The 17,826-nt window shown below is 50.8% G+C and carries 18 protein-coding genes and 1 pseudogene; 9 read left to right on the top strand and 10 right to left on the bottom strand.

All coding sequences use genetic code 11. From position 1 onward, the window contains the following. Both IPI29_04575 and IPI29_04580 read left to right on the top strand, forming a co-directional pair. Complete coding sequence (locus IPI29_04575) at positions 1-1,122, top strand: anticodon nuclease (protein ID MBK7411813.1); 1,122 nt, start codon at positions 1-3, stop codon at positions 1,120-1,122. Then, on the top strand, positions 1,115-4,216 hold the full coding sequence (locus IPI29_04580; protein MBK7411814.1) for a type I restriction endonuclease subunit R: 3,102 nt from the start codon (positions 1,115-1,117) through the stop codon (positions 4,214-4,216). Before IPI29_04575 ends, IPI29_04580 begins: the two co-directional genes overlap by 8 nt. Before the next feature lie 123 nt (positions 4,217-4,339). Here the strand turns inward: IPI29_04580 and IPI29_04585 are convergent, their stop codons facing one another. Both IPI29_04585 and IPI29_04590 read right to left on the bottom strand, forming a co-directional pair. Next, on the bottom strand, positions 4,340-4,810 hold the full coding sequence (locus IPI29_04585; GenBank protein ID MBK7411815.1) for a DUF4411 family protein: 471 nt from the start codon (positions 4,808-4,810) through the stop codon (positions 4,340-4,342). 10 nt (positions 4,811-4,820) lie between these two features. Further along, positions 4,821-5,990 carry an ImmA/IrrE family metallo-endopeptidase gene (locus tag IPI29_04590; GenBank protein ID MBK7411816.1) on the bottom strand — a complete coding sequence of 390 codons (1,170 nt, stop codon included), beginning with the start codon at positions 5,988-5,990 and terminating at the stop codon, positions 4,821-4,823. 480 nt (positions 5,991-6,470) lie between these two features. Between IPI29_04590 and IPI29_04595 the strand changes: the two genes are divergently transcribed. Next, positions 6,471-6,890, top strand: coding sequence for a VOC family protein (locus tag IPI29_04595; GenBank protein ID MBK7411817.1), 420 nt, complete (start codon positions 6,471-6,473; stop codon positions 6,888-6,890). Positions 6,891-6,974: 84 nt separating this feature from the next. Further along, on the top strand, positions 6,975-7,316 hold the full coding sequence (locus IPI29_04600; GenBank protein ID MBK7411818.1) for a hypothetical protein: 342 nt from the start codon (positions 6,975-6,977) through the stop codon (positions 7,314-7,316). Positions 7,317-7,506: 190 nt separating this feature from the next. Here IPI29_04600 and IPI29_04605 read toward each other — a convergent pair whose 3' ends face one another. Continuing rightward, on the bottom strand, positions 7,507-8,004 hold the full coding sequence (locus IPI29_04605; protein MBK7411819.1) for a hypothetical protein: 498 nt from the start codon (positions 8,002-8,004) through the stop codon (positions 7,507-7,509). Positions 8,005-8,132: 128 nt separating this feature from the next. Between IPI29_04605 and IPI29_04610 the strand changes: the two genes are divergently transcribed. Continuing rightward, positions 8,133-8,930 carry a hypothetical protein gene (locus IPI29_04610; GenBank protein ID MBK7411820.1) on the top strand — a complete coding sequence of 266 codons (798 nt, stop codon included), beginning with the start codon at positions 8,133-8,135 and terminating at the stop codon, positions 8,928-8,930. Positions 8,931-8,936: 6 nt separating this feature from the next. On the opposite strand, the gene IPI29_04615 is transcribed toward IPI29_04610, so the two are convergent. Both IPI29_04615 and IPI29_04620 read right to left on the bottom strand, forming a co-directional pair. Beyond that, positions 8,937-9,746, bottom strand: coding sequence for a hypothetical protein (locus IPI29_04615; GenBank protein MBK7411821.1), 810 nt, complete (start codon positions 9,744-9,746; stop codon positions 8,937-8,939). A 118-nt stretch (positions 9,747-9,864) separates the two neighbouring features. Beyond that, a complete protein-coding gene (locus IPI29_04620) occupies positions 9,865-10,089 on the bottom strand; it encodes a DUF2132 domain-containing protein (GenBank protein ID MBK7411822.1) in 225 nt (74 codons plus the stop codon). 66 nt (positions 10,090-10,155) lie between these two features. Here IPI29_04620 and IPI29_04625 point away from each other — a divergent pair, with 66 nt between their 5' ends. Genes IPI29_04625 through IPI29_04635 form a run of 3 tightly spaced genes read left to right on the top strand, consistent with a single transcriptional unit; the run spans position 10,156 to position 11,435 of the window. Next, a complete protein-coding gene (locus IPI29_04625) occupies positions 10,156-10,395 on the top strand; it encodes a DUF4160 domain-containing protein (protein MBK7411823.1) in 240 nt (79 codons plus the stop codon). Beyond that, positions 10,367-10,618, top strand: a complete 252-nt coding sequence (locus IPI29_04630; GenBank protein MBK7411824.1) for a DUF2442 domain-containing protein — start codon at positions 10,367-10,369, stop codon at positions 10,616-10,618. The genes IPI29_04625 and IPI29_04630 overlap by 29 nt, the downstream gene beginning before the upstream one ends. Before the next feature lie 22 nt (positions 10,619-10,640). After that, positions 10,641-11,435 (top strand): hypothetical protein, encoded by a 795-nt coding sequence (locus IPI29_04635; GenBank protein MBK7411825.1) that lies wholly within the window; start codon positions 10,641-10,643, stop codon positions 11,433-11,435. Positions 11,436-11,513: 78 nt separating this feature from the next. On the opposite strand, the gene IPI29_04640 is transcribed toward IPI29_04635, so the two are convergent. Further along, positions 11,514-12,287, bottom strand: a complete 774-nt coding sequence (locus IPI29_04640; protein ID MBK7411826.1) for a hypothetical protein — start codon at positions 12,285-12,287, stop codon at positions 11,514-11,516. 22 nt (positions 12,288-12,309) lie between these two features. Beyond that, complete coding sequence (locus IPI29_04645) at positions 12,310-13,998, bottom strand: TlpA family protein disulfide reductase (GenBank protein ID MBK7411827.1); 1,689 nt, start codon at positions 13,996-13,998, stop codon at positions 12,310-12,312. A gap of 65 nt (positions 13,999-14,063) precedes the next feature. Between IPI29_04645 and IPI29_04650 the strand changes: the two genes are divergently transcribed. After that, positions 14,064-16,343 carry a cbb3-type cytochrome c oxidase subunit I gene (locus IPI29_04650; GenBank protein ID MBK7411828.1) on the top strand — a complete coding sequence of 760 codons (2,280 nt, stop codon included), beginning with the start codon at positions 14,064-14,066 and terminating at the stop codon, positions 16,341-16,343. Positions 16,344-16,347: 4 nt separating this feature from the next. Here IPI29_04650 and IPI29_04655 read toward each other — a convergent pair whose 3' ends face one another. From IPI29_04655 to IPI29_04665, 3 genes and pseudogenes are all read right to left on the bottom strand, one after another. Next, positions 16,348-16,833: an SRPBCC domain-containing protein gene (locus tag IPI29_04655; GenBank protein ID MBK7411829.1), complete on the bottom strand. Its 486-nt coding sequence runs from the start codon at positions 16,831-16,833 to the stop codon at positions 16,348-16,350. A gap of 15 nt (positions 16,834-16,848) precedes the next feature. Further along, positions 16,849-17,277, bottom strand: a pseudogene (locus IPI29_04660) (SRPBCC family protein). Positions 17,278-17,487: 210 nt separating this feature from the next. Further along, positions 17,488-17,823, bottom strand: a complete 336-nt coding sequence (locus IPI29_04665) for a winged helix-turn-helix transcriptional regulator (protein MBK7411830.1) — start codon at positions 17,821-17,823, stop codon at positions 17,488-17,490. Between the last annotated feature and the right edge of the window lie 3 nt (positions 17,824-17,826).

Raw genomic sequence — 17,826 nt, forward strand, 5'->3', positions numbered from 1 at the left:
ATGGGCAAAACGCTGAACGAAATCGCACAGCAGCTAAAGGATGCCAACAAGAAGGTGCAACTAATATATGCCTTTAACGGCACGGGCAAGACGCGTCTGTCGCGGGCATTCAAAGATTTGATTGCCCCAAAATCCGATGCTGAAGGTGGGCAGCAGTCAGATTTGTCGCAAAAGAAATTCCTCTACTACAGCGCGTTTACCGAAGATTTGTTCTATTGGGATAATGATCTGGATGGTGATGCCGAGCCCAAGCTGAAAATCCAGCCCAACTCATTCACCAAATGGGTGCTTGACGAGCAAGGCCAAGACCGAAATGTGACCTCTACTTTTCAGCACTACTCCGATGACAAATTGTCACCGACTTTCAGTGCTGACTTTTCCGAAGTCACGTTCTCATTCGAACGTGGTAACAATGTGCATGAACCCAACATAAAGATTTCCAAGGGCGAGGAAAGCAGCTTCATTTGGAGCGTGTTTCATTCGCTGATTGAGCAGATTATATCCGAGCTGAATATCGCAGAGGTTGCAGATCGGTCTACTGATGTTTTCAATATGTTGGAATACGTTTTCGTTGATGATCCAGTCAGTTCGCTGGATGAGAATCATCTGATCGAGTTAGCGGTTAATCTGGCGAGCCTGATCAAGTCCAGCCAATCTGATCTGAAGTTCATTGTCACGACGCACAGCCCTTTGTTCTACAACGTGCTTTTCAATGAGTTGAACGGCAAAGCTTGTTACATGCTGGAGCGCTTTGAAGATGGCACCTTTCTGCTCACTGAAAAGCATGGCGATTCCAACAAGAGTTTCTCCTATCACCTGCATTTGAAGCACACCCTCGAACAGGCGATTGTCGAAAACAAGGTTGAGAAGTACCACTTCACCTTGCTGCGCAATCTGTACGAGAAAACGGCCAGCTTCCTGGGTTACCCGAAATGGTCGGAGCTTTTACCCGATGACAAGCAGCTCTACCTGAACAGAGTCATCCAATTCACCAGCCACAGCACGCTATCCAACGAAACCGTTGTAGAGCCAACGCAGGCTGAGAAGGCGACGGTTAAATTGTTGCTGGAACATTTGAAGAACAACTATGGCTTCTGGCCACAGGAGCAACAAAATGTCTGACTACTCTAAGACGATTGCTGAGTCCAACAACTTTATCGTTCTCGATAAATACACCCAGGAATGGAAGATCGCAGAAAGCTACCAGAGCGAAGGCGATCTTGAGCGCGAGTTCATTCAGGACTTGCAGAATCAGGGCTATGAATACTTGCCCAGTCTGAACACACCCGAAACCTTGCGCGCGAATGTGCGCTTGCAGCTGCAAGTACTCAACAACGTGCAGTTTGCTGACGGAGAATGGTTGCGCTTTGTGGAGACCTTTCTGGACAAACCCAGCGATGGCGTCGCTGAGAAGACCCGCAAGATTCACGAAGACTACATACACGACTTCGTTTTTGACGACGGGCGCATCCAGAACATTTACTTGCTCGACAAGAAAAACATCGCTCGCAACAAGGTGCAGGTGATCAGGCAGTTTGAGCAAACAGGCAGCCACACTAATCGCTACGACGTGACGATTTTGGTCAATGGTCTGCCGCTGGTACAGGTAGAACTTAAGAAGCGCGGCGTGGCGATTCGTGAGGCCTTTAACCAGGTTCATCGCTACAGCAAGGAGAGTTTTAGTAGCAATAATTCATTGTTCAAGTATCTTCAGCTGTTTGTGATCTCTAACGGCACCGACAGCCGCTACTTCGCCAACACTACTCAGCGCGACAAGAACAGCTTCGACTTCACCATGAATTGGGCGAAGGCAGACAACAGCCTGATCAAGGATCTGAAGGACTTCACCGCCACCTTCTTCGAGAAGCAAACCCTGCTCAGTGTGCTGCTGCACTACTCTGTGTGTGATGTCAGCAATACACTGCTGGTAATGCGCCCGTACCAGATTGCCGCCACGGAGCGTATTCTATGGAAGATCAACTGCGCTTATCAGGCAAAGGACTGGAGCAAGATTGAGGGTGGTGGTTTCATCTGGCACACCACTGGTTCAGGTAAGACCCTCACCAGTTTCAAGGCAGCGCGCTTGGCTACCGAGCTGGACTTCATTGACAAGGTGTTCTTCGTGGTGGACCGCAAGGATCTGGATTACCAGACCATGAGGGAATATCAGCACTTTTCACCCAACAGCGTGAATGGCTCCGATAGTACCGCAGGACTAAAGCGCAACCTGGAGAAGGACGACAACAAGATCGTTGTCACTACCATCCAGAAGCTCAACAACCTGATGAAGAACGAAGTAGACCTACCGATCTACGGCAAGCAGGTAGTGTTCATTTTTGATGAGTGCCACCGCAGCCAATTTGGAGAGGCGCAAAAGAATCTAAAGAAGAAGTTCAAGAAGTTCTATCAGTTTGGTTTTACCGGAACACCGATCTTCCCAGAGAACGCGCTTGGAGCAGAGACCACGGCCAGCGTGTTTGGGCGGGAACTGCATTCCTATGTGATCACCGATGCGATCCGTGACGAGAAGGTGCTGAAGTTTAAGGTGGATTACAACGATGTCCGCCCGCAGTTCAAAGCAATCGAGACGGAGCAGGATGAAAAGGAACTGAGCGCGGCAGAAAACAAGCAGGCCTTGTTACACCCCGACCGCATTCGCGAGATCACCCAGTACATCCTGAACAACTTTCGGCAAAAAACCCACCGCCTGCAAGCGGGCAACAAAGGGTTCAACGCCATGTTTGCAGTCAGCAGCGTGGACGCAGCCAAGCTATACTATGAGTCGTTCAGGGAGCTGCAGAAAGGCAGCGACAAGCCGTTGAGGGTGGCTACCATCTTCTCATTTGCAGCCAATGAAGAACAGGATGCACTCGGAGACATTCAGGACGAGAGCTTTGATGTGTCCGCCATGAGCAGTAGCGCTAAGGAGTTCTTGAGCGCGGCCATCGCGGATTACAACGCGCTGTTCAAGACCAATTTCAGCGTGGACAGTAATGGCTTCCAGAGTTACTACCGTGATCTGGCCAAGCAGGTCAAAGCCAGGGAAGTCGACCTGTTGATCGTGGTCGGCATGTTCCTGACCGGCTTCGATGCGCCCACACTGAACACCTTGTTTGTGGACAAGAACCTGCGCTACCACGGGCTGATGCAGGCATACTCGCGCACCAACCGCATCTATGATGCCACCAAGACCTTCGGCAACGTCGTCACCTTCCGTGATCAGGAGCAGGCGACCATACATGCCATCACCCTGTTTGGCGACAAGAACACCAAGAATGTGGTGCTTGAGAAGAGCTACAAGGAATACATGGAAGGCTTCACCGATGTGGTCACTGGTGAAGCGCGGCGTGGATATGTCGAGGTGGTGAAGGAGCTGGAAACGCGCTTCCCCGACCCCGCCGTCATTGAGAAGGAGGCCGACAAAAAAGCTTTCGCAAAGCTGTTCGGCGAGTATCTGCGCGTAGAGAACGTGCTACAAAACTATGACGAGTTCGCCAGCTTGAAAGAACTGCAAAGCGTCGACCTGAGCGACCCGGCAGCAGTGGAAGCGTTCAAGGCCAAGCACTATTTGACCGATAACGATCTGAGCGCACTGCAAACCATCGAAGTACCTGCTGAGCGCAAGATTCAGGATTACCGCTCGACCTATAACGATGTGCGCGACTGGCTGCGTCGCGAAAAAGCGGGAGCTGAGAAGGACAAGTCCACCATCGACTGGGATGACGTGGTCTTTGAGGTGGATCTGCTCAAATCACAGGAAATTAATCTGGATTACATTCTGGAGCTTATTTTCGAGCATAACAAGAAGATCAAGAGCAAGTCAGACCTTGTCGATGAGGTGCGCCGATTGATACGCGGGAGCCTTGGCAACCGCGCCAAAGAGAGCTTGTTGGTAGACTTCATCAATCAAAACGATCTCGACCAGATTGGTGACAAAGCGAGTGTGATTGACGCCTTCTTCACTTTTGCCCAAGCCGAACAACAGCGCGAGGCGCAAGAGTTGATCGCTGCCGAGAACCTGAATGTAGAAGCTGCGCGACGCTATCTTACCTCTTCGCTTAAGCGGGAGTTTGCCAGTGAAAACGGCACGGAACTGAACGCCCTCCTGCCCAAGATGAGTCCGCTGAATCCGAAGTACCTTACGATGAAGCAAAGCGTCTTCCAGAAGATCGCCGCTTTTGTCGAAAAGTTCAAAGGCGTGGGAGGGGAAGTATAAGTAGTGTCGTGCATAAGCAAAGACACCACATTGCCGATCAACTGCCAGTTTGCGCCCAATGGAGTGCTCATTCCGTGGGAGATATCTACCACCGAGTTCCAAGCTTTCAATTGCTACTAACTCTCAGGCGAGAACAAACTTTGCATTTAGCTGATGAAGCGCCTTGAAGGTGTCGATGCATTCTACGTTGAACGCGCGACAAACGTCCGGTATCTTCACTCTACTTGATTGGGGCTCGGCTGTCTCTTTAGTGACTACTGTAGCGCCATTTAATGCAGCATGTGAGATCAACCTTGCATCCGCCCCTCTGAGGAATTTCGTTCTCTCGGCCTCCTTAAAGCGAGTCTGATTCTGAATCCATGCGGCAATACCACTGACCATAGAGTCATCTGATGGCACGAAGAATCCACGATTATCGCGCACCCATTTTGCAGCATCTGGATCTACTAATTCAGTGGCAACAGCTTCTATGCTAAGAACATTCCCGCTCGTATTCTCACGCTGCAACCAGTCCCAAAATCCAGGACAAACGTCAAATGAATAGTACCTGTTCTTTGCCTCAATAAGGACATTCGCATCAAGTAAATAAATCATGACTTATGCCTCATAGAAACTTATCTGCCATAGTATGAATGACACTCGTCTTGCGCGTGCCAAGCAAACTGAATGCCTCTGTGTAGAGAGTCTTGCCTCCTAATGTGCGAGTAAGTACCTCCTGAACAAAGCGCTTACCAAGGTGTACACCAACATTATTGTAGAAGCTTCCGCCAGAAGATTCAGACTTTGCTTTACTGGCCAACCGAAACTCGCTATTGCTTGTTTGTAGAGCAGATTGAAACTGTGCGTCGGAGATCAGATTTCTCTCAACTGCTCTATACAACAAGGCCAAAGAACTCACTCTGAAATGCTGTGAGAGAACCTCAAGATTTTTTTTGACTGAAAGGCTGGGCACCCAGAGCCGATCAACTTCACTTGCGGGCATCAGCACCTGAGCTGCTACCCTATTGCAGAATCGCTCAACTGGTAAATCGGCTCCATCGAACCAGTCACCTGCCGGAATCGCAGACTCTCCCAACCATAGATGAACACATTCGTGAACGATAGTGAAGACCTGAGAAGCAGGCCAATCAGTGCCGTTGACAAAGATGAACGGAGCGAATCTATCAGCTAATGCAAAGCCCTTGAATTCCTCTTTCTTAAGTGTTCGCTTTGTCGCGCTTCCCGAGTATCCCTTTCTGACAACAGTTACTCCTGACTCATCAAGTCGTTTGATCAGCCATAATGCGACATCCTCATTCGCACTTAAACGTCTTCTTTCTTCTGTTCCTATTCGTAGAGAATTCGAAATGTTCTGAGCGAGACTATCGGGGTTATCAGCCAAGCTTGCCGAGCCAATGAATTCGATTGGGTCAGCACCCTCTTCTTGCAGCACTTCACTGTACCAGGACTGCCGTATCTGGTAGTCCTCGATCGTCTCAATAAGCTCAAGGCTGGGCCTGCTTCGTCCCTCTTTCGAGGTGCGGCGAAAGTCGCGAATTGGCAGGTGTTCATCAGGAGGTGAGCTCAAGAAAAGCATGCCGTATGGTGCACGAGTCTTTACAGCCAACTTCTCCAGAGTCTTAGACGATATCGTAACTGGTCCTGGTGCCGATTCCCATTCTTCCAAAGGGGCAGGAGAATTCTTTGTCCCAACAAACTGTGCAAGCTCCGCAGTGGACATCGAAGCACGCTCTCGAGCCCATTTCAAAAGTGCAGGTTGTACTTGAACATTCATTTAGGCCGTCTCGAATCGGGGTGACTATCACCGCTATGGGATTCACGTTCAACTGATCGGAAGACACGCATTGACACGAATGCCCTTCTGTCCCGTTCTGAGCAAAATCTGTTCCACAATCTACTGCAATTTTTCCGGGTGGGTATGATTGCCAGATGCATCGCCCGGGAATAAATCGTTGTCATCAATGCAACGGTGTACTTCGTTAGGCAATGGAGAAAATCCGCTCGATTGTTCGATAAATCTCACCACGCATCACCAAGAATCAAACCTATCCACGTTCTGCCCACCGTCAGCAGTACCGTCAGCACCATTTTTTGAGAATTCCGTAACTACTTGTTGCTACGCACCTTAGCAACTGCCTTCCGATTCCTCTCGAGGCCGCCAGGGCTTGTTCAAGCGACTTTATAAGCGCCTTCTTTAAGCGCCTTCTTTAAGCGACTTCTTTAAGCGCCTTCTTCAAGCGACCTATCTTCGCGGATGGACTCTTCAAATGAAACCGCTGCACCTGCTGGTGGACTCCATCACGTTGAACTCTACGTGTCAGATCTTGCACGTTCGGTGCGATTCTGGGAGCCCCTTCTCAAGAAACTGGGATACACTGAGTTTCAGAAGTGGGACCAGGGGGTGAGCTACCTACATGCAACAACCTACATCGTGTTGGTACAGACAGAAGCTGAGCATCTGGACGCAGGATATCATCGGAAACGGGTTGGACTGAATCATCTTGCGTTTCATGCTGCGTCGAGAGGACACGTGGATGAGCTCACGGACTGGGTTCGCACAAGTGGTTACCGCGTGCTGTACGAAGATCGACATCCCTTTGCCGGTGGTGATGACTATTATGCCCTCTTCTGCGAGGATCCAGATCGAATGAAGGTAGAGATCGTTGCACCGTAACATTTCCGTAGTGATCAACGAAACCCGAGGCTAGTTAGATCGTTAGTGCGCGTTCGATCTTCTCTTCACATTCGGATGTTCTCGATGAACGTGCTTCTTTGGTCGGCTCGCATTCTCTCGACTCTTAGCTCAGCGCTTCTGTTGATGTTCATGTTCGGCCCTGAGGAGCAACTCAACCCAACACTAAGCGAGTTCATTGCACTTCTCTTCTTCCCTATCGGACTCATCATCGGCTTCGCCATCTCGTGGTTTCGAGTGCGGATCGGCGCAATTGTCTCACTCGTCTCTCTTACATGCTTCTATGCGTGGATGGTGATCTCATCCGGCACCTTCCCCGGCGGACAGTACTTTATCGGTTTTGCTTCCCCTGCCTTCCTTTATGCTCTGTACTGGACCCTAGAACGCAAGAAGACTTCTGCACAGTAGGACCATAACACGTCTCCCAAGTCTCGTTGCTCAGTAGGATAGTGAGGCTATTTTTAAACATGTTCTCTTTATTCCTTTATTGGGGGGGGTGTTTCTGCTTGTCGTGCTGGCACGTAGCTATTGAATGAACGTTATCGATTTTCGGACATCAGATGCGGCTATATGCTTGACGAGGAGTGAATAGCCAAGATCAGCGGGCACGTCTCTTCTGAATCTGTTCTAATATCTTATCAACAAAGGTTGACTCGAATCTCCGTATCTGCTTTCTGTTCGGTAGGAACCAGAAGTCACGATTGATTAGCCTAATATCGTTTGGGTTGTCTACTGACACTAGACTTACAAGGGCAAACGTGGTCTTGGTTGTATCTGCCAGGGGTCGGGTCCATGAATGAACGAGTTCTCTTGTGTCTGGATAGTACAAATCGATGTAAAGCCAATAGTCTCCCTCACCGTCTCCTTCACGGGAAGAAATATTCTCATCCTTATCAAGTGAGCGGAACCCGGGATTCGTTCTTCCTAACTCTCGTATTGCTGAGATAACTTCTTGCTCAGTGGCCTCTATCTCCCAATGTTCTGCAAACGGGTAGCTGCCAGCAAGGCCACCTACTTTCCGTCTGAGAAACTCTTCACATCCCCAAACAAGAAGGAAGCCCATGAGGATGAAGATGAACCATCTAATTGACTTCATTGTCGTCTCCATTCAATTCGAAATGATTCATAGAACCGGGTCTTGACGAGGTTGAGAATATAGTAGCCGTTTGCTCCTTTCGACACAGCAAAGTTCTGACAACCTACCTGATCCGAGGAATCACCGAAGTGAGATCAGTACCAATAGCTATCATGTTTGTCGGCATCTTGATTGCCAGTTGCACGAACGATACCGTCAATCCGGATCCGCAACAGAATGTGGACGAAACCGCACTCTCGGCAATTGGCGCCCTTGTGGCTGGCTCATCAACATCGGAAGATGTTCACGGTGCACTCGGGATGTTACATTGGAGACTTGATGGGGCAGAGGGCCGCGATGATGTGTATCACACGTCGGGCTCAGTGTTTGATACGGATAGCCCCTTTGCACAGAAGCGAGTCAATGGTGGGATGGTGAACATTTCCGGCGTTTCCATTGCTGCCGATCCATTAAATGATCAGTTCTATGAGTCATCTCTAGGGGGCTTGTGGGACAGACCGGATGCCCCCTACTCTATCGCTGGAAACGTGTTGATCCCGACGTTTGAAACTACGTTGGCTGTTCCGAAGAAGATCGTTCTTAACAACAGCATTGCCGGTAAGACTTTGTCGAGGTCCGTTCCGCTCACCCTGACGTGGAACACTGATTCAAACAACGCGAATGGCGTTAGAGTAGTCATTTCCTACCGTGTGTTCACGTCGAACAAAGAGAACTCGGCAATGCCTGATACTGCGATCACTATCAACGTACTTGTTCCTGACAACGGCAGCAATACGTTCTCGACGAAAGAACTGAGTGTCTTTCCCACAGGAGCGATCGTTGATATTGGGATCGGCAGAGGAGCAAGTAAGGTTACCGGCTCTCCAAGGAAGTACCTCGTCTCTGCCACAACGATCGCCTTTGGAGAGTGTGTCTTCGGCGCTTGAGGGGGCTCACCTGCCGAGTAAACAGAATCGATAACTCTCGTCCAGATCGGTGTTCATTGTGAACTGCTTCGATGACCGTTCACTGATGACGGCGCCCTTCATCTTGATCGATCCTTGGGCGTGATGGAGGATTCCGGTGGCGAGGTCTACCTTGTATTCGGCCGACCCCTCACCGTTGTAATTGACAATGGTTGAACCTTGTGTTGCGCTGAGATGGTGAGTGATCTTTGCTGATACGATCGCAAAGGAGACTCCTGCGCTATCCACGATCCTCTCCAAGGTGTAGCGTATACGGGTGGAATCGATCGAGATCATCGAGGTAGTCGAGTCGTTGCGACTGCTTGCGTGACTGAATGTCCACGATTCGCCGAGGGTCACGGGCGCAGCCGGAGCAACAAAGGCCATCTTCGGATGTTGTCCGAACGGAGTTGGCTTCTTTGTCTTAGAGCTGAGTGATGCCTCTTGGGAGACTTCAACCAGAAACGTGACCTTTGGAGCGGGACTGAACATTGCAAGGAGGCTATCGCGGTTGCATGGACCAACGTTAGATCCACAACACGACATCTGCTTCATTACTGTGAAGCTCCTTTGCTCCACCTTCACCGGTGATGGTCCTGCAAGCACAATGTGGTTCGTACAGGTCGACATATAGGTCGGCTTCATCTCTATTCCGTTCATCGAGGTGCGGGTGACCACTTCAGCAAGACCTGTGATCTCCTGCCCAGCCGCGGGTCTGAACTGCAAAGAGTACTGCCTATCTCCCGCAGCGACCAGCGACGCCGTTGCCAGTAAATAGAAGGAGATAACGATCATCATTAGAGGCACTCTCGATTGTTGGGGAGGTGTCATATGCTACAATATCTCTTCAGAAGAGACCAATTGCAACAGACTACAGGCACCTGTCTGCCCTCTAGCACACTAGCAGATTAGCACATTAGCAGATTAACTCCCGATACCACGCCTCTACCTTCTGCCTGGCCCACGGTGTCTTACGAAGGAAGGTCAGGCTGGACTTGATCGTTGGGCTCGTTTGGAAGCACTTGATTGGGATTCGTTCTCCCATTGCTGTCCAGCCCTTGTTCTCCACCAGGTAGGTGAGGATCATTTGCAGTGTTACCCCGTGCATCGGGTCGTTCTCGTGACCTGTTTTTTGAGTCATAATGGTTGTAATATTGGCATAATTCGATCGCGACGAGAATCTACGTATTGTCGAGGTTCACAAGCCATGTCACCAACCGTCTTCAAAGAAGGGGGCTTTCGGTTCTTCTTTTTCTCGAGGGAAGAGTCGCGGATGCATGTACATGTTTCGCATGCTGATGGTGAGGCTAAGTTTTGGCTTGACCCGGAGATCGCATTGGCAAAAAGTGTAGGTCTCAGTTCTAAGCTGCTCCTGGATGCAGAGAACCTTGTTGTTAAACACAAGAAAGAAATCATCAATGCTTGGCACGACCACTTCTTACGCTGAAGTAACCAACATCTCGAAGCATGGATTCTGGATGCTGATCGATGACGAGGAACTATTCTTGTCGTTCCAGAATTTTCCGTGGTTTCAACGAGCAACGATTGAAGAGATCTGCGATTTCCAACGTCCACACCACGGTCATTTTTATTGGGCCTCATTAGATATCGATCTCTCATTAGATTCGATTCGTTCACCAGATCAGTTTCCTCTGATCGCAGGGTCTTGAACCAAATCACGTTTCGTTGCTCATGGGGCTTGTTTTCCTACTCATTTCGATTCTTGTTGTTGGCGGCTGCACGTCGTCCGGACCTCTTGCGCCTCAGATCGCGTGTGACGTGGAGAAGTTCCAGCCCCTTGCCGTCGGGAAGTATTGGGTCTATGAACGCGTAGACAGTTCAACGATGCAGACGGAAGTAGATTCCATCGTTGTTGAAAGCTCTACGGTTGTTGAAGGGCGAACGGTGTTCACGATCCGACGATTCACTGCCGACTCTCTGCAAAGCACTCTTGAAGCGACGTTTGCTGCAGAACAGATGCTCGAGGTGATCCCGGGGATCTTCAATGACCTGCTCAATAAGAAGTCGTGCCTATGCCCCGATGCACGTGGAGTTGTTCTGTATTGCGGCACCGAGCTTCCCGGTGTACGGGGCACCCGCCCAGGCGATTCACTCCCGTCACTTGATTCAACCGGCAAGGTTGTCAATACCGTCACCCAATACCGATGGGCCACGAGCGGCGCGCATGCGTCGGGTACGTTCAAGGATCTTGGCCCTGTGCTGTTCGGTCCGTCACCGATCGACTACACGCCAACTCGCACGGTGAACATGGTGGTGAACGACAGCATGGTGATCGTTGAACCTCTTGATGCCACATTCCCAAACGGGAAACGATTCATGCCAACAGAAACGAAGATCGTCCGCACATATCTCTATAACGTGGGGATGATCTCTGAATCACTCGAACAAACGTCAGACCCATACGGCGACTTTCCGCAACCGCCAGTTCGGTATGTGAGACGGCTTGTGAGGTATGGAAGGAAGTGAATAGCGAATAGCGAATAGCGAATAGCGAATCTAACACTCTAGCACTCTAGCAATCTAGCAATCTAGCACTCTAGCAATCTAACGCAGCTCCTCATGTAGCTTAAACACGGCTTCCTGGCTTAAACGAACCATGCCAGTTTCTGGACGATCGAGAATGAAGATGAGCCAGACAACGCAGGCGAATACAACGGACCAAAAGACATAGAGCTTTATACTTCCGGTACCCTTGGTTCCGAACTGGAAGCCAAGGCCAAGCATGGTTGCAGTAGAGATCGCGAACAAGACCCAGAGGATGGTCTCCGGTATGCGGTATTCGAGAGACATGGTAACACGCTTGTTGAGGATCTCGATAAGGTCATTCGTTGACGAGATGAACAAGGAGTAGGACTCGGAGCTGCGATCAAGAGCGGAGATCTCCTCGGAGAACTTCCAGAGCGAATCAGCAATCGAATGCGACCGTGCGATCACCTCTTGCGCCTTTGTAACGTCTCCAGCAAGCTGAACGCGAAGATCGGTGTATTCTTGAAGCATGACTCTTGAGCGTGTCTTGTAGGGTTCCGGCAGCAGGCCGGCTCGCAAGGATGTAGTGCGAATGGTCGTTACATCGTCTAACAAGAGTTCGCGACGTATATCCAGTTTGTCTGACACCATCTGGAAGGTGAAGGCCAAAAGAAAGGCCAACAATGCCATTGCCCCACCTACCACAGTGCTTACCGACGCTTCGTCGATAGTTCCGTAGCGCTTCACGTGACGTTTACCCATCTTCTCACCAATAATGATGGTGAGGATGGTAACAACGAACGGTACTACGAAGATCGTTACAGCGTAAAACAGTGCCAGGCCAGGGGTCATGGGATCCTCAAGAGATAGAAACTCAACGAAGCAATTTACCAACTGCCTTGGCAAGTCTCTCTCCGGCGTCCACAGAGCCCCCTGCCTCCCACAACAAGGTCTTGCCGTTCTGATCAAGGATCACGTGGGTTGGGAAGGCCGTAACTCCGGCCTTTTCACAGATATCACGCGCATTGTAGATCACATCGGCGGCAAGGGGCGAGCGTGACAGATAGTTCTCGAGCGTGGTCTTATCGTTGAGGGCAACGCTAAGAAACACCACTCGTTCATCACCTTTGTAGAGCAGTCCGAAGTCGTTGAGGCTCTTATGTTCCAATGCGCAGCCATGACATCCAATGAACCAGAAGTCGATGACCACGATCTTACCCCGCAACTTCTCGATCGAACCGCTCCGGCCGTCAATGGTTCCATACTCAAAATTTGGCATCACCGGCAGCGTGTAGTTGCGCGCCTTTTCAGCAGCATCAGTGTCGCCCGCGCGCAAACATGCATTGGCGTATTCGGCGGAGATCGACTGTCTGCCATACGGGCCGCTGGCCATGCGCATGGAACGTTCTCCGAGCTGACGTGCTTCTTGATGTCGGCCCTGGAGGGAGACGGACTTGATGAGTTTCGCATTGATCTCATCGGTCCTGCCCATACTGGCAAAGATGTTTTCGCCGCTTCTGAATCCGAGTTGTTCATCGCTCGACGTTTGTGCACGAAGCAAGATCTGCTCAGCACTGGCCGGGTCAAAGAGCTTTGATGAGGTGTCGAGCATCCGTGATGCGATCGCACTCAACACGTCCACATCATACGAGTCTGACCATGTTCGAAATACGCGATGCACCACTGCTGTATCTAGCTGGGCAATACCACCGAGTCGTTCAACCCAATACTTCCCAAATGCCGTGCGCGGATACAGCTCCGCCAATCGCTGCGTTCGTATGAATCGCTCAGGATCTATCTCGTTCCTGCCGTTGCGCTGCTCGGGATAGTAGTAGTAGTTCCAGAGAAGATCACGCTCGAGAAGGGGCTCCTGTTGTTGTGATCGTGCCAGTGTTGCAACCGCGCTATCGAGATAGATGTAGGACGATGGATCGCCCCCTTCCCTCTCTGCGTACATCAGGGCAAGAGTCATATATCGATTGAATGTCCGTTCTGTGGACTTGCGGACAACGCCGATCAAACTGTCGAGCAAGCGCCACTCATGCTTCATGGCCGGTACGATCCGGTCTTCTACGTCGGACGGTTTGTTGCGGACCCAATACTGATGATAGGCAAAGTAGTTACCTGGGTAGTGTCTGCGTTCATAGGCCAGACCACTATCAGCTATGGGCATCACCAGGATAGCCGTACCCGGCCACATCTCTCCCCCGTCGGGCCGTACATAGAACGAGAGTATTCCGTCGGGTGCTCTGTCCGTTGGAATACAGATCTCTATTCGAACCATGTAGGCAGAGTCCGGCACCACAAGCTGCGATCGATACGTAGCACCACTCACCCGCTGCATTGGTTTCACCACTCCAACCGTCCCACGCAAGGTCCCGATCACTGCGGCACAGAATAGCGTGTCCTGAAAGATCGGTTCAGCATACACTGATGACGAGGGGGCGATATAGGTCACGGCATAGGTGTTCCGCAGTGAATCGATCTGATCCACCCGAACGTTAGCTACAGGCTGCGCCCACGAAACCACCGACGCGAGAACGAAGAAGATGATGAGTACCATTCCAACAAACTATGCTCTGTGAGAGGCCTTGACAAATTCAATAATTCGGATATCTTTGTCCGAATATGAATACCAACCGCCTCGTTGCCTACCTCATGGAGCCACGAAACTGGTGGCTTCCCCTGCTTCTCATCTTCACGATAAGCATCTCCGGCTGGATGATGATCGGTGTGGAGACCTACACAGAAGCACCCCCTATCGCAGATATGATCTCTCCGGACGGGAGAACGATCGTCAGGGCTGCTGATGTGACTGCCGGACAGATCGTCTTCCAGAACTATGCGTTGATGGATCATGGGAGCATGTTTGGGGACGGGGCTAATCGTGGTCCGGATTACACGGCCGAAGCACTTCATCTCACTGCTGTCGCGATGCGGGAGTATCATTCGGCTCGTATAGATCTCTCCTCGAACGCGGATGAAGCTCTCATGCGCGATGGTATCTCCCAACGCGTGCAGAACGAGATCAAACGCAACGGGTATTCCGTGGCGAATAACTCGATCACCATCTCAGAATCTCAGACCTTTGCTGTACAAAAGGTACGCGAACACTACATCGCTGTGTTCACGGATGCATCAGTGAAGGGGGCGTTCAGGCCCGCGAGTTACATCACGGATACCACCGAGTTACGGAGGCTTGCCGACTTCTTCTTCTGGGGCGCTTGGGCGTGCGGCGCCGAACGTCCGGGCGAAACATTCTCGTACACACATAACTGGCCATTCGACCCCGATGCCGGAAACACACCAACTGGACCGGTGATCCTGTGGAGTATCCTTGGTTCACTTGGACTCTTCATCGGACTTGGTCTGGTGTTGTTCTTCCGCGGCTCAATGGAAAAGGTTTCGAGCGATGCCTACACTGCCAATGCTCGCCCCTTCCTCACGGATGCGGATGTGCAACGATTCCAGCCACAAGGGATCCAGCGTGTGGCGTTTTGGTTCTTGTACGTTGCTATCATGCTCTTCGGTCTTCAGGTCTTTACGGGAATTCTGACCGTACATGACTTTGTAGGCTTCGTTACGTTCTTTGGCTTTGATGTATCCACCGTGGTCCCGGTCACCATCACGCGGAGTTGGCACGTTCAGCTATCACTGCTGTGGATCTCTGCCTGCTGGATCGGCGGATCGTTGTTCGTGATGAATATGTTAGCGCCGGATCAGCCACGGAGACAACACACCATGGTAAAAGTCCTCCTCGTTCTCACGTTGTTGCTTGTTGGAGGAATGCTTGTCGGTGTGTTCATGGGACCCCACGGATTACTTGGGTCGCTTAACTACTGGCTTGGACATCAGGGGTGGGAATATGTTGAGCTCGGCAAGATCTGGCAGATCCTCTTGGCCGTAGTGCTGGCACTATGGGCTTTCACGTTGTTCCGCGGGCTGCGAGGGATCTTCGTAAAAGGTCAGCCATGGTCCTTGCCGAACTGGATGGTCTACTCCACCATCAGCATTGTTGTGCTGTTGATGTCGGGCTTTATTGCTCAACCCGAAACGAACTTCGTCATCGCTGACTTTTGGCGATGGTGCGTTATCCATATGTGGGCGGAAGCCTTCTTTGAGGTCTTTACAACCGTTCTCATCGGCTACTTCATGGTGCTGATGGGGCTTGTCAGTAAACAGGCAGCAATACGTGTGATCTACATCGCAACGTTGCTCTTTCTCGGCTCAGGACTTCTCGGCATCTCCCACAACTTCTATTGGAATGGCAAGCCTGTTGCAACCATGGCGCTTGGGTCCATCTTTTCAACGCTGCAGGTGATCCCCTTGGTACTGCTCACCATCGAAGCATGGCGCTTCTCTCATCTGCCGCGTCTGTTGGAAGAAGGTGCTTCATCGTCCCCAGCACAACGATTCGGATTCTCAGAAGTATTTCTTTTCCTTGTCGGCGTGAACTTCTGGAACTTCTTCGGTGCAGGCGTTCTCGGCTTCATCATCAATCTGCCCATCGCCAACTACTACGAGCACGGTAGCTATCTCACCGTGAATCACGGTCACGCCGCACTCATGGGTGTATATGGCAACCTGGCGATAGCTGCGGTCCTTTTCTGCAGTAAGCTCATGATCGCAGAGGATCATTGGCGACCAAGACTTGTGCGACGTGCGTTTTGGTCGATCAATATCGGACTCCTCCTGATGGTGTTATTGGATCTCTTCCCCGTAGGCATCTACCAATTCTCAACCATCGTCAACAATGGCTTCTGGTACGCACGCAGCAGTGACTTCATCGAAGGAACGGTCTTTCAATCGTTCACGTGGATGCGCATCATCGGGGGTTCACTCTTCACCCTCGGCGGCGTTCTCCCGCTCATGTGGTTGATGTTCCGCGGACAACGCGGTTTGAAGTAAGGGGCTATCCCATTGTGGAAGTCAAATAGTCATCGAGCATGTCGAACATTCCATTCGTTCCAACATTCATTCCGCCATGAGCTGACGCGAACGTCTGGAGTTCATCTTGGGATGCTTCGATCGGTCGTACTTCAAAGGAGATCGTGGTCTTGCCCTCAGCCTCAGTGAAGGTAGCGATGGTCATTGTCTGTAGTGGCCAGGTGGCTGCGAGAGGATGACGTGTAGCATTTCCTTCCTCATCGGAGAATTCCGTGATGAAGACGAGTTTCTGGTACGGCACAACTTCGCGGTACCGAAGCATACCCCACATCACAGCACCGTCCGGACCTTGCATGCCATAGTGGAATGTTCCGGCGGGGCGCATATCAACCTTGCATGAGAGGAAGGTAAATCCCTTCGGACCCCACCATTTCGCGAGATGTTCTTCTCTTGTATAACAATCCCAGACCTTCGTAAGCGGTGCATTGAAAGTTCGTGCATACGTGAACATCGTATCGCCGATGGCAAGAAACTCATCAGCTCTGGCAAGGGTCTGATTGCCCCCTTCAACAGCACCGTACTTGATCATGGCTTCACGGTACTCCGCGTCATCGATGGACACCGTCAGCGTGACGAGAGTCCCTCCATCTGCCTCTTCAAACGTGATGCTCGAATTGAATCGCAAGGGGTCGTCATCGATGTCATGACCGTGTACATAAACCAACCGCTCTGGACGTACGACCTCCGAATACTCCACTCGGTTGTCATAGTCCGTTCCGTCCGGGCCATGCATGATGTATCGCCACCTGCCACCAGGTCGTACGTCCATTTCAAATGTACTCGTGGTAAACCCTCGCGGTCCCCACCACTGTGCCAGGTAGTCGGGATTCGTAAATGCATCAAACACCTTTTCTCTTGGTGCCTTGATGACGCGTGTGATCACAAATGCTTCCATTTTCTTCCTTAGTTACGGAGTTACTTAGTTACTAGTTACGAGTTACTAGTTACTAGTTACTAGTTACTAGTTACGAGTTACGAGTTACGAGTTACGAGTTACTAGTTACTAGTTACTAGATACTAGATAAGAGCTACTAATGATGTAACTCTGTAACTACGCAACTGTGTAACTGTGTAACTGTGTAACTGAGTAACTAGTAACTAGTAACTAGTAACTAGTAACTAGATATTCTTCCAATCGATCCATGCTCTCCTCCCAAAACACGCGGTACTGCTCAACCCAGGACGATGCTTCTTGCAAAGTCTTTGCCTCGAGCTTGCATGGTCTCCATTGAGCATCTTTTGAGCGAGAGATCAATCCTGCGCGTTCAAGGACTTTGAGATGTTTCGTGATAGCCGGCAACGACATTTGAAAGGGGCTTGCCAGCTCTGTCACGGATGATTCACCTTTGGTCAGACGCATGAGGATAGCTCTGCGGGTAGGGTCGGAGAGCGCAGCGAACGTGAGACTCAGTCTGTCCGGTGATGTTGCTTTAGCAGGCATGGC

Source organism: Ignavibacteria bacterium (assembly GCA_016707005.1).
Taxonomy (GTDB): domain Bacteria; phylum Bacteroidota; class Ignavibacteria; order Kapaibacteriales; family Kapaibacteriaceae; genus UBA10438.